A 12893-nucleotide genomic window follows, 5' to 3' on the forward strand; every position below is an offset into this window, starting at 1 on the left:
CCCGGCGGTTCCCCGATGATTCGGGGGCCGCCTTTTTTATTTCATCTAATTTTTAATACCCCTAAAATGAACAAAATCAAAAAAATGTGGGCCACAGCCGTGGTCCTTGCCCTGGGCACGGCATCCGCCTTTGCCCAGAACGGTGTAACCGGCCTGAACTCCGCTACCACCTCCCTTAAAACCTATGTCGCCCCGGTAACCAATGTGACGCTGGTGATCGGCGGGATCGTCGGCATTGTCGGCGCGATCCGTGTGTATTCCAAATGGAACAGCGGCGACCAGGATATTAACAAAGAGTTAATGGGATGGGGCGGCTCATGTGTGTTCCTTGTGGTTTCCGCCGTCGTGATCAAAGCCTTCTTTGGCCTCACCTAATGGCCAGGCAATTCCAGGTATACAAGGGGCTGCAAAGGCCCCTCGTATACCGTGGGTTTAAAGGCAAGTATATCTATTGGGGTGTTGGCTCTTTGCTGGCAGGCCTGGTACTGGGCGCATTAACAATGGCGCTGGTCAATATGTGGCTGGGCCTGATCGTCCTGATCGCCGCCGTTGCAGGCGGGCTTGTCTTTATCGCCGCCAAACAGAAACAAGGCCTCCATATCAAAGCCCGCCCGACGGGCATATTCATTCACCAGGTCAACTTCAAAAATCTCTCTCGTTATGGCCGGAAAACAAGTCTTTAACATTCCCTATATCGGTATCGACCATTATAATGGTATCGATATTTTAGTCGGTGCAGGCGGCGAATGTTCGGTGGTTATTCAAATAACTAACCCAGTTACCCGCTTCTCGGCATCCTCTGCGGCTTACGATGAGTTCCACGCGCTGATGATCAACGTGGTCAAGATCATTGGCGATGGGTATTTACTGCAAAAATCAGATGTGATCAGTAAGGAAGAATACCCGCTCAAAGATGGCGGCGAGTATTTGCAGCAGAAATACAATGAACATTTTGCCGGGCGGGATTATATCAAGGTCAATACCTATATCACACTGACCCGCCAGGTACGCAAGGGCGCTTTTTATGTTTTTGATAAAAAGGCGCTGCGTGATTTCAGCCAGCAGTTGGACAAAGTCATGGACATTTTGGTTGCCGCAAAGACGGCACCCGTGATCCTGATAGAGCAGCAGCTCAATTTACTGATCATGCAGTTCCTGGCGATGGACTTTAAGCCGGAGCATATCGTGCTCAACAACTTCGCGCCGAACGATACCGAGATCAAAATGGGTGACCGCGCTATCCGCAATATCCCGCTGATCAATATCGATAACGTGGATTTGCCGCCATCGGTAAGTACGCACATCGAAATGAATGAAAAGGAAACCCTGCGGGGTTTCCCGGTGGATTTTCTTTCGTTCCTGTTCCGGGTGCCCGATTTCGAGGTAATCCTGTTTAACCAGGTCATTGATATACCCAGCCAATTCATGACGCTCAAAAAGCTGGAACTGAAAAAGAAACGGCACTCCGGCATACCAGACCCGGCCAATACTTTATGTGTCGAGGACATTGATTTGCTCTTAAATGATGTTGCACGGGAGAACCAGTTATTGGTCAACTGCCATTTTAATATTGTGCTGGCAGCACAGCAGGACAAAATACAGAAAGCGGCCAATTTTATTGAAAGCGCCTTATTTGGTTTGGGTATTATGGCCAGCAAGAATGGCTATAACCAACTGGAACTTTACCGCTGCGCCCTGCCGGGTAATGCGGTGGAACTGAAAGATTACGACTGGTTCCTGACCACCTGCGATGCCGCCGTTTGTTTCTTTCTAAAAGAGTCGATGCCGCTCGATGAGCCGTCCGATTTTTTGGTACGCTTTACGGATCGGCAGGGCGTACCGGTAGGTATTGACGTAGCCGATCTCCCGATGCGGACTAACCGGATCAATAACCGGAACAAGTTCGTGTTGGGCCCCAGCGGTTCTGGTAAATCCTTCTTCATGAATAGCCTGATCGAACAGTATATGCTGTTCAATATGGATATGGTCATTGTGGATACCGGCCATTCTTATTCCGGCTTATGCGCTTATTACAAGGGCAAGTATATTACCTATACTGATAAAAAGCCGATCACGATGAACCCCTTCCAGATCACAGTGGAAGAATTCAATATTGAAAAGAAGGATTTCCTGATCACACTCGTCGGCCTGCTTTGGAAAGGTGCGGACGGAGTTTTCAGCCAGGTCGAGCGGGATGTCATCAGCAATGTGATCAATGCTTATTACCTGCAATACTTTGAGCAGGAAGAACTGCCGCAAATCTCCAAAAAGGATCAGTGCGCGATCCGAAAAAAAGTGCTGGAAGAAATGAAGGGCGGTAGCGGCTTTACGCCGTTTGCCGAATTTGAAATTGAAGTGCTGGACAATGATTTGGCCGGTGAACTACCGCGCGATGACCAGGCCTTAGTGGATGCACTCACGCATTCCGGCGACACTTTAACCCCGAACGAAGCTAATCCATTCCGCGCGGCCTATGATGAAAAGTTTCACCAGGCCGTTAAGGAAGAACAGTTGCGCCGCCTGAAAGCCGAAGGTAAGCCGCATATCGAACAGTTAAACTTCAACAGTTTTTATGAATTCGCGCTCTGGAAGATCCCAGAGATCAAGCAGGAAGAACGCATTCCTTTTGATATGGATGAGTTCCGCTATGTGTTGAAGAAGTTTTACAAAGGCGGCGAATTTGCACAGATCCTGAACGAAGCGACCGATTCCTCTCTGTTTACCGAGCGCTTCATCGTCTATGAAATTGACGCCGTGAAGGAAAATCGCGTTCTCTTTCCAATCGTTACATTGGCGATCATGGACGTATTTATCCAGAAGATGCGCTTCAGGTCATCACGCCGAAAGGCTTTGGTCGTCGAAGAGGCATGGAAAGCAATTGCAAGCCCTTTGATGGCTTCGTACCTGCTTTACCTCTACAAAACGGTTAGAAAGTTCTGGGGAGAGGCCATTGTGGTGACACAGGAATTAGGCGACATCATCAGTAACGCGGTAGTTAAAGATAGCATTATTAACAATTCGGACACCATCTGCCTGCTGGATCAAACCAAGTTCAAGGATAATTATGGGGCTATTGCTTCGCTCTTATCGATCAATGAAACTGAGCGCAAAAAGATATTTTCTATTAACCAGTTGGAGAATACCGAGGGACGCGGGCGCTTTAAAGAAGTATATATCCGGCGCGGCGCGGTTGGCGAGGTTTATGGCGTAGAGGTCAGCCTGCACCAGTATTTGACTTTCTCCACGGAGAAGCCGGAGAAATCGGCACTCGAAGTTTACATCGAATATTTTGGCAAGTACCAGCACGCGTTAGACCTTTTTGTCAATGATTTTCACGCCAGTAAACTGTCCCTCGCACAGTTTGTCAGCCATATTAACCAAATCGATCATCCTTTTTTCTATGACATCTATGAAGATAACATTAATGCTCCTTATCCTCCTGCCCGTATTGCTGTGTAAAACCGTTTTCGCGCAGGAAGTCGTGGTCGACCCGGCCACTTCGGCAGCTATCGCTGTTAACAGCGCAGTGATCAACGGCCAGTTAAATACCATCAACAACAATTTAAGTTTGATTCAAAAAGGCCAATTGGCGGTAACCGGGCAACTGGTAATTGTCAACGACCTGCAAAATAAAATCTACAAGGGTTTGAGCCAGGTGGCTTCAGTCATCAATAACCTCACTTCCATTAAAGAGATCGCCAGTTGTGGGACAGATATCGTGAACGATGTGGGCCAGGCGATAACCATCGCCAAATCTGATCCGGTCTTATTACTTTTTGCCGAAGAAGGCGCGCGGGAATTTGAGACGCGGGCAGTGACACTGTCTGCTGATGTGAGCGCCTTTGTGCTCAAAGGCGGAAATAATTTAATGGACGCAGGCGAACGGGGTAAGCTGCTGAACCACATCGAGAGCGAAATGCAGATCCTGCGCGGCATCGCTTACGGCATGGGCCGGGCGATGTACTGGGCCAAAATGCGCGGGATATGGGCCTCGCTTAATCCCTGGTCAGAATGGAAAAATATGGATGTCCAGATCGCCAACGATGTATTGAACAACGCCAAATACCTGAAGCAATGAAGAAATTACCCTTTTTTCTGCTTTGCGCTTTTGGCTTTCCGCTTTCCGCTTTCTCCCAGCAAAGCACCCTTGACATTGCCGGCATCCATCAGTTGATCGATCAATCTAAATCCGAGCACACACAGCAGGTAAAAGCCAGGAACAACCAGGCAACGGTAACTGCCAATGAACAGGTCAATCTAACTCTGCTTACTAAAATGAAGAATATGTACCGCACCTTACAAAACAGGTACAATACTTTGGGCACGGCCATCAATATCGCCGACATCGGCATTTACGCCACGCCGGAGGTAAAGCAGATCGTGAGCTACCAGGCTCAGATCATCAGCCTCGTTGAAAAGAACCCGGCTCTCGCTTTTTTAGGTTACCAGACCGAGATCGAGTTTGTTGAAAAAGCGCAGGGCCTAATCGGCTACGTCACCGGCCTGACTTTATCGATTGGCGATGTCAACCAGATGAAGGCATCCGACCGGAAACTTTTATTTGATTACGTCCTGATGCAGCTTTCAGAGATTCAGGAACTATCCGGTAAACTGGTCAATACGCTGACCTATTCCAGCCTTAATTCCTTGCTGCGTTCCATCAATCCATTTCAGAATTATATCGACCAGGACAAAAACGTAGCCGAAAGTATCATCCAAAATGCCAAATATCTTAAACAATGACGAAGCGAATCTTTCTTTTCGTGCTTTTTGCTTTCTGCATTAAGCTATCGGCTTCTGCACAGCAATACGTATTGGACGAAAAATATCTCGTATCAGTAGAGGCCAACCAAGCGGTTAGGATGAGCGCAGAGCAAACCCATAATCAGTATCTCGGAAAGATAAATAATAACATCGAGGACCTGAATACCAACGTGGGTTCGGTAGTGCTGGCGCAAGAAATGATTTATAACGGTTTATCGAATGTTAATTCCGCTTTAAAGGATGGTTTGGAAGTCAAATATATGGCGACCATTACCGCCGATATGATCAGTTATCTGAACCAGGCCCTGGCTTTAGGCAAGTCCGACCCTTATTTATTGTTATTCGCGACCAATATCGCCAACGAAATGAAAGTTCGGTCTGTGGCGCTGGTCAGCGAAGTTTCAACCTATGTGCTGAAATCGGGAGACAATATACTCGCTGACTATAATGGTCGCGATCAATTGCTCAAAAAGGTCACAACCACGCTACAGATATTGGACGGGCTGGCGTACGGGGCCTGGCGGGCGATGTATTGGGTTAAACAGCGCGGCATCATGGCTACGATTAATCCCTGGCAGGATTTCATCAATAAGGATAAATATTTTGTCGAAGAGATCATCAAAAATGCCAAATACTTAAAGCAAAATTGATATTCAATCCCAGCGATTCGCGATTTACAAAATTGCGAGAGCGAGACCAAAGAAATCTATTAATTGTTCTTTGATCAATCAATCTAACTTCCTAAATGGGTCAGTTTTTGCCGCACCCATAATAAACAAACCAGTATTACCTAATAGGCAGCCCTGGGTTGTTTACTCGACGGCTTACGCGTTTTCATAATAGTATGAGAAATACAAATCAATTTGCTGTAATTTGGTAAGTACGGCAGGAACATCTATTCCCGGATTATCAGATTCGTTGATTCGCAGCTGCCAGGAGGCGAAGGGGCTCACACCGGAACGGTAGGCGACGTCTGTGCCCATTTCTATGCCGAGCAGGTTATTGATTTCAAGCGTTGAAAAGGAGCTGACAGTGGAGCTGGTGTCAAGCGCGGTGTGCAGCGGCCCGGCGATCGCATTCTGGTGCACGAATACCACCGGCTCCTGAAAATTCGGCTGCGTGGTGATAGTTGAACGGCCCAGGTGGGTCAGCCGGAAGGTCAATTCGCCTGGCATTGCAGAGCCAAGACGGAATACGGCTTTGACACCTGTCACCCGGATGTTTTTGACATATTTAAACACCTCGCGGAGATCGCTGATCCGTTTTTGGCTGGTGGGGTCATGGCTGTCGAGCTTCACAGTATCTATGTTGAAATGGAGTATGTGGTCACGATGACCGAGGCCATCGTCCTCGCCTGCTAGAAAGGAGTTCAGGAAAGTGGCGGACACCAGGTTTTTATCATTGGCTGGATTTAGCGACAAGCTATAGGGGCTTTGAATATCTGCATTAGACATCCGTTGATACTGCACGGCACTTAGGGAAAGCAAGTATTCTGAGTTCTTGCGGAAAACTTCCGCCAGTAGCGTCCGTGTGCTGGTATCGTAATACGTCTGAATCTGATTGCTGGCGGGATTCAAATAGGCCATGGCTCTGTTCTGCAGATAGATCTGGCGAATGATGTCCCACTTCGTTTGAAAATAGAGATCGGTCACCGCTTGTTTGGCGCTTAACGACATTTGTTGCCCGATGACGTGAGTGATATCGCCTTTGAGCTTATTCTGCTCGGTGATGGCGGCCTGTTTATCTTGATAAAGCTTATTGATCTTCAATACGCCTGCGGTTAACTGGATTCGTTTTTGATTGGTAACTTCCACGTAGTCAAGGAAATCATGGAAATCCTTTTTGTATTTCCTCGCAGCGGGCAGGTTCAGGTATTTATCAATGGATTTGTCGAAGGTTGCTACGTCCACACCCAGCAGTGATTTTGGAGTTGGGTCTTGTACACCGGGGATACTGTTGTACGCATTTTTGATCGTGTTGATATCATCCTCACCTGTGGCGATCTCCTTTCGCAAATCCTTGATTCCGCCGCTGATGATTCCTTCACTACCAATTGCGGTCATAAACAGTTCCGGTGCATCCGCCACGGCACTAATCCCGCTGATGATATGTGAGACCGCACCGAAAGCTCCCACAGAAACGCCCCATAACCCGACGGCTGCCGTACCGACCGTTACGATAGCAGAAACACACTGAATGACCTCCGGAAGCCCGCACCCCCCAGATGCATCTCTTACCGCTTGCCGGAATTCCTGGTCGTCAAAGAACAGATCTGTTTTCAATTTCTCGGTAGTAGTCAACCGCTGTTCGATTTCCTGACTTTGCTGGATGAGCGCAGTCTGGCCGCTATTGATCTGGTCCTGGTAGCCACTGAGTAACCGGTCGTATTGACTGACCGATATCTCCCTGCTGGCAACCGTAAGTTGCAAGTTTTCCTGGCGGTTCAATAAGTCTTTGACGAAATCCTCAAAGCCGTCGATGAGGTTGCTGACTTGGGCAAAATTCGTTTGCAGGAAGGACATGGTCAGGTTTGGCACATAATTAGGTGCGTGACCGAAAATATCAAGGCCCAGGCCGATCTGCTGTAGGAAGGATGCAGCCTTCAAAGCCAGCGCATCCCAGGCGGCACGATCAGTGCTGTAATCCTGCAAGTATAATGAGGGGCAATCCGGGTTATTACCGGTTAAGCCGGCGCCGGCAGTCGGCGCGATCTGCATGATATAGGTCAATAACTGGACACACTCGGTAAAATCCTCCCGGCTGTTGAGATAAAGAGCCTCCGCCTTTAGCATCAGCAAACGGCCGAACTCCACAGGCAGGTACCGATTGTAAGCAGCACTTTCTTCATAAAATACCGACCCGGCTTTACCGCCGCGTAGGTTGTCATTAACCGGGTTGGGTACTACTGGCGCGGGCCCTGATGGAGGGTAAGGCTGGGTTACGGGCATGGGTTCACCATGATCGTAGCCGTAATAAAAAACTTGGTACGCCCTGCCACCGTGCTGCCCGGGTTGGCCGACATTACCATAGTCACCCTGCTGGCCGCCGGAAACATTGAGGCTGACCTGATTGATCGCTTGAGGATCCGCAAAAGCCAGCGTAACATTACCACCGTCTCCTCCCCATCCGCCGATAGCGCCCAAACCGCCGCTTTCTGCTTCATGCCTGTAGATTCCGGGTAAACGGTTCGGTATAGATTCAGAAAATTCATAATCGCAGCCTACCTGGCCGTCTGCCCCGGCTTGTCCTTTTCCGCCATTCCCGCCTTTAGCGCTCAGTGTTAGGTCGCCGCTTATCGTCGCAACATTCAGGACAATATTGCCAGCTTTACGGCCATTCATCACGCCGTCCGGCTGGGCGTCCTCATATACCTGCAATGCTGTGTTAAAGTTGTCGCCCGATGGACCTATTTTGACCGTGCTGCACGGCTTGTCATTCAGTTTCGGTCCGCCGCCGAATGGTCTGCCGTCAGTGCCGGTGCTGATGGTCGGCGCATTGTTCAGCACCAACCGGTTTACCAATAAGAATATATTTTTTTGATCCAGTGCAAGGTTGTCCGACAAGGTCAGGTTGTAGGCCAGAATGGTCAGGCTTTTGTTGTTGGGCAGGCTGAGTGGATCCAAAGAAAGGTCCCAGGCCATGATCAGAATCTCATCGAGGTAATCCTGAACGATTAGGTAATTATTAAGCGAGTCAATAAGGTTGAAGTCTACTTGGGTGTTTGCCATATTTAATTGATGATAAGATGGTTATGAATTAAGACAAGATAGAAAAATAAACGAAGCAAAACAATTATATGCGGCTTTTATTACCAATGTTCGCGGCAGTATGACGGAACTTAATAAAATTAAAGACAATCTGCGTTCGTCGTTAAACCTGGATCCGTCATATTGATATTGGCACATACATAGTATATTTTAAAATTAGCAAGGCAGCCACCCGGTTGCCTTTTTTATTAACCCTATTTCATGAAAAAAATAAGCATTGTTTTACTGTGCCTACTTGGTTGCGGGCGCATGTTCGCCCAATCCCTCATCAAGGATGATGCGGTGTATAACCAAAGCCAGCGCATGGTGTTCCAGCAATGGGACCAGAACAAGTTCTACCCCAAAAAAGGCTTCCTAAGCCTGAACCCTTACTACTGGCTGGTTTGGGGATTCTTTGATCCGAATTACCATAAGACGGACATCCGCCCTTTGAGTGCCAACGGTCAGCAAACCCAAAGACTGGCCTTGGTCGCTACGATGAACGGGATCGATAATCGCTATAAGCTGCAATCAGATACGGCCAGGAACACAGCGCTATCACAAATAGCTTCCCAATCTGGTTTATTATCAGATGTCGACCCTTTGTGGCTGCTATACTATAAGCAGCAATTCAATCCTTTATTGAACTATTCGCCGGTGTCTATTTTAGGCGGCTTATCACCGCAGGTCAGCGGCAAGCTGGTTTCCGAAGGCCTTTACGGTTGGTACACGGGTGAACTGGATAAATTAAAGGAAAGGCTGAAAGGTGCGCGTTCATCCGATATGGATCGCGGTTCCCGGATCATGGCTTATTACAGGATGCTGAATGAGTACAAGAACCTGTCATCCGTTTGGGCAATCCGTACTTCCACCGCGCAAATGACTTTGGATATGGCGGCACATCAGCAGGCCTTGCAAAAAGGAACGGTGGCCATTCCTAACTGGACGCCTAACAGCGATGTGCAGATTGCCAATAAAATACTTCAAAACGCAAAATACTGATGAAGAAGAAATTATTGTATTTATGCCTGCTGTTCCTTTTATGGGGAACGGCAGGCTTTACCCAGACAGCGACTGTCGATACGATGATCAGCCGCAAGTCGCTGCAATATTTGCAGGGCGATGCCGTCTATGAAAGCGGTGTTATGGTATTTTTAAAGGGCCTCAAAAATTCGATCTGGACACATTTCGATTTGTTTATATCGGATGCGCAGGCACTGGCCGCGATTTTTATGATCATCTTCTTTGCCATTAAGAGTTATGAAATGATGGTGGGCGATAAGCGTATGGAGATCATGCCGCTGTTACGGCCTTTTGGTTTAGCGATGATCATTATCTGGTGGGGCGGGTTCGTGAAAATGGTTGCTTTCCCCACGGATTTAGTTGCTCAGCAAACCGAGCAAATGTTTGACAGCGTGCAGAGCGATGTAGACGGTTTGCGCTTTACGCGCGCTAACCTGATGCTGCAGGTCGCAAATTCACTCTATACCTTCCAGGCGCAGGCCGATGTTGCCGAAAAGGAAAGCGATACCTGGTACGGGCAGGCCTGGAACACCGTGACCAGTACGGTCAAACAGGGCATTGCCGATGTAGTGTCACCGTTATTGGAATTGAAGAACCGGCTTACTGTCGGGATGCAATTGCTTTTTACGCAGCTGTTGGAATTGCTCGGCATCTGGATTCTTAGGATAGCTGTGTACATAATTTTTATGATTCAAATTATCTATTCCTCGATCCTTATTATCCTCGGCCCGTTTTCGGTGACGGTCAGTATTTTACCTGCTTTCCGCGATAGTTTCAGCACCTGGGTCGCCCGGTTTGTTTCGGTCAATTTGTATTCCGGGATCGCCTACCTCATCATGTATTTATGCGGGCTGATGCAGCAATATGCGCTCACTTCGGAGATCAGCAAGTACCAGGAACTGGTGGGTAAAACCGGAGCGCCTGCGGATATGGCGAAACTGGCGGTTTTTGCCGGTAACGGTATTTTATCCTTTGGCACCGTGATTATTGTTTTTGTGATTGGCGCGATCTGTATGTTCACCGTGCCAAGCATTTCTACGTGGATCATTTCTACATCCGGTATCAGCTCTGCTGCTTCCAACTTTGGCCGTGGTGCCAGTACAATGGCGGGTGCCACCCGCATCGTCGGCAGTTTCATTTAACCTTTTTCCCATCCTTTTATGATCGTTAAAAATATCGAAGCCAAAATAAGGCTGGCGACCTGGGTAGCTGTGGGCAGTTTTTTGACCTCCATCGTTTTGTCGGCTATTTGCTGCTCATATGCTTACCGCCAGGTCAGCGATGCCCGCAAAAGCATTTACATCCTGAGTAATGGTATTCCATTACAGGCTGGTCAAACGGATATGCAGGTCAACCGACCTGCCGAGTACCGGGCCGACATCGACCTGTTTCATGCCCTGTTCTTTTCGCTGACGCCGGATGATAAGTATATCGAATACCAGCTAAAAAAAGCGATGTACCTCGTGGATGAATCGGGCGTTGACCAGTACAATAATTTGAAGGAGAATGGTTTTTTCAACTCCATTCTGTCCTCCAGTTCGGTCATTACGCTGCAAACGGATTCAATCTCATTGGATATGACCAGGCGATATTTCCGCTATTTCGGCAAGCTGAAGATCGACCGCCGCAGTTCGACGGTCATCCGTTCGCTGATTACCGAGGGATATTTGAAAGATATTCCCCGTAGCGATAATAACCCGCATGGGGTGCTCATTGTGAACTGGAAAACACTTGAAAACAAAGACCTCGAAAATGTTCAGAAGAATACGTTCTAACCGCGATCCCAGGGATACGCTGTATAGTGAATTTAAAAAGGAATTTTCGGCCTATGCGGGTAAAGGCAGCCGGTTCAGTCAGGAGTTGGCTGCCAAATATCCGCGCTTGCTGTTTGGTTTAATGACGGCGCTATTATTGGCTTCGGCTGTGCTGGCGGTATTGTTGCATCCTAAAATGGTGCCGCCTGAAAAGGCAAAGGCCCAGCCGCAAAGCGAAGTCTTGAACAGCGGTTTTGATCATATCCTTGCAGCAGGTGCGGCGCTAAAGACAACTATTCATTTAAGACGGCAGGTAGATAGTATTACTGCTAAACAAGTTTTGAATAAATCTGACAGCATCACCCTGGTGCGCGATCTCGATAGCCTGCAGCACATCCGTCTCACTTTACCCCATTAGCATTATGCAAATCAATTTAAAACAACCCAAATACATCCTGCCGCTGATCTTGCTGCCTTTCTTGTGTTTGTTCTTCTTTGTTTACCATAGCGGTTTTGCCGCAAAAAAGGCCGAAGATAAGCCAGTGAGCGGGATTAACACCTCCGTAGGCCAGGTTTCCGGCGATGTACAAAAGAAACAGCTGGAAGATAAGCTGGATGCTTATCGAAATACCTATAAAGAAGGTGATGGCATGACCGCCGTTAACCCATTGCCCTCCGAGAAAACAAGCAATCCGGCCTTTCAAAGCAGCTATTCAGACAAGGAAAAGAAAATGCTGGATTCGATCAATGAGGCGATGAAAGCCAAGTACGCGCAAAGTCCGGCAGGCGCATCGGTGCACAAGCAGCCTGTTAATAATGACCAGGCCATGTTGGCAGCGCTGAACGGATTAAAAAACCGCCGTCCCGCTGAAAACAGGGCATCCAATGACCAAAAGGTCAAAGACCCGATGGAAACCTTTCGGCAGCAAATGGCTTACCTTGACAGTATGAACAAAGCCAATGATCCGGCGGTCAAAGCCGAACGGCAGTTAGCTGACGCACGGGCTAAAATGGCCGGGCAAAAAGCCGCCGAACCGAAATTAGCGGTGAAGCTGGCAGATGCCTCACCATCGGAATTTAATACCGTGCTGCCTGAAAAACATCCGGACTTTATTAAAGTTGTGATCGATGAGAACCTGACGGGTTATGCCGGTTCGCGTATCCGCCTGCGGCTTTTGGATGATATTGATGCCGGGAATTACCGCATCCCCAAAGGAACCTATTTATATGCGCTGATCACCGGATTTTCCGGGCAGCGGGTGGAACTGACGGTCAAATCCATTTTGTATGAAAATAAGATTTTGCCGGTGAAATTGCAGGTGTACGACCTCGACGGGCTTTCCGGGCTTTATGTGCCGGAATCGGCTTTCCGTGATTTTACCAAAGACCTCGGCACCAATACCGTGCAGGGCGTAACCATTGACGGCGGCGGCACCGGCTCGGTGGCCAGTCAGTTTGCGATGAGCACCGCCAGCAAAATGTTTGAATCCACTTCATCCGCCATTGCCGGGCTGATCCGCAAGGATAAGGCGAAAATCAAATACAATTCCTATCTCTATTTAATCGATAACGAAGCGCTGGAAAAAGCGCAGCAACACTACTAACC

Annotated in this window: 12 protein-coding genes; 11 read left to right on the top strand and 1 reads right to left on the bottom strand. The window is 48.3% G+C overall.

Annotated elements, in window-relative coordinates:
• Nucleotides 1-66: 66 nt before the first annotated feature.
• From FSB76_RS24375 to FSB76_RS24405, 6 genes are read left to right on the top strand one after another with little or no spacing between them, the layout of a single operon-like run.
• Complete coding sequence (locus FSB76_RS24375) at nucleotides 67-375, top strand: DUF4134 domain-containing protein (RefSeq protein WP_091151819.1); 309 nt, start codon at nucleotides 67-69, stop codon at nucleotides 373-375.
• The gene (locus FSB76_RS24380; RefSeq protein WP_147058045.1) at nucleotides 375-683 is read left to right on the top strand and encodes a plasmid transfer protein; all 309 of its coding nucleotides are present in this window, start codon (nucleotides 375-377) and stop codon (nucleotides 681-683) included. Before FSB76_RS24375 ends, FSB76_RS24380 begins: the two co-directional genes overlap by 1 nt.
• Complete coding sequence (locus FSB76_RS32540) at nucleotides 661-3459, top strand: TraG/VirB4 family ATPase (protein ID WP_225976297.1); 2799 nt, start codon at nucleotides 661-663, stop codon at nucleotides 3457-3459. Before FSB76_RS24380 ends, FSB76_RS32540 begins: the two co-directional genes overlap by 23 nt.
• Nucleotides 3425-4078 carry a hypothetical protein gene (locus tag FSB76_RS24395; protein WP_147058047.1) on the top strand — a complete coding sequence of 218 codons (654 nt, stop codon included), beginning with the start codon at nucleotides 3425-3427 and terminating at the stop codon, nucleotides 4076-4078. Before FSB76_RS32540 ends, FSB76_RS24395 begins: the two co-directional genes overlap by 35 nt.
• On the top strand, nucleotides 4075-4743 hold the full coding sequence (locus tag FSB76_RS24400) for a hypothetical protein (protein ID WP_147058049.1): 669 nt from the start codon (nucleotides 4075-4077) through the stop codon (nucleotides 4741-4743). Before FSB76_RS24395 ends, FSB76_RS24400 begins: the two co-directional genes overlap by 4 nt.
• Nucleotides 4740-5414 carry a hypothetical protein gene (locus FSB76_RS24405; RefSeq protein ID WP_147058051.1) on the top strand — a complete coding sequence of 225 codons (675 nt, stop codon included), beginning with the start codon at nucleotides 4740-4742 and terminating at the stop codon, nucleotides 5412-5414. Before FSB76_RS24400 ends, FSB76_RS24405 begins: the two co-directional genes overlap by 4 nt.
• A gap of 174 nt (nucleotides 5415-5588) precedes the next feature.
• On the opposite strand, the gene FSB76_RS24410 is transcribed toward FSB76_RS24405, so the two are convergent.
• Entirely contained in the window at nucleotides 5589-8492 is a 2904-nt protein-coding gene (locus FSB76_RS24410; protein ID WP_147058053.1) for a hypothetical protein, read from the bottom strand.
• Nucleotides 8493-8780: 288 nt separating this feature from the next.
• On the opposite strand from FSB76_RS24410, the gene FSB76_RS24415 reads away from it, so the two are divergent.
• Genes FSB76_RS24415 through traM form a run of 5 tightly spaced genes read left to right on the top strand, consistent with a single transcriptional unit; the run spans nucleotide 8781 to nucleotide 12891 of the window.
• Entirely contained in the window at nucleotides 8781-9512 is a 732-nt protein-coding gene (locus tag FSB76_RS24415; RefSeq protein WP_225976298.1) for a hypothetical protein, read from the top strand.
• A complete protein-coding gene (locus FSB76_RS24420; protein ID WP_147058057.1) occupies nucleotides 9512-10675 on the top strand; it encodes a plasmid transfer protein in 1164 nt (387 codons plus the stop codon). The genes FSB76_RS24415 and FSB76_RS24420 overlap by 1 nt, the downstream gene beginning before the upstream one ends.
• A gap of 18 nt (nucleotides 10676-10693) precedes the next feature.
• A complete protein-coding gene (gene traK / locus FSB76_RS24425) occupies nucleotides 10694-11308 on the top strand; it encodes a conjugative transposon protein TraK (RefSeq protein WP_147058059.1) in 615 nt (204 codons plus the stop codon).
• A complete protein-coding gene (locus FSB76_RS24430; protein ID WP_147058061.1) occupies nucleotides 11286-11705 on the top strand; it encodes a hypothetical protein in 420 nt (139 codons plus the stop codon). The genes traK and FSB76_RS24430 overlap by 23 nt, the downstream gene beginning before the upstream one ends.
• 4 nt (nucleotides 11706-11709) lie before the next feature.
• On the top strand, nucleotides 11710-12891 hold the full coding sequence (traM, locus tag FSB76_RS24435; RefSeq protein WP_147058063.1) for a conjugative transposon protein TraM: 1182 nt from the start codon (nucleotides 11710-11712) through the stop codon (nucleotides 12889-12891).
• Nucleotides 12892-12893: the final 2 nt, after the last annotated feature.

The organism is Mucilaginibacter ginsenosidivorax, from assembly GCF_007971525.1.
GTDB classification, from domain to species: Bacteria; Bacteroidota; Bacteroidia; order Sphingobacteriales; family Sphingobacteriaceae; genus Mucilaginibacter; species Mucilaginibacter ginsenosidivorax.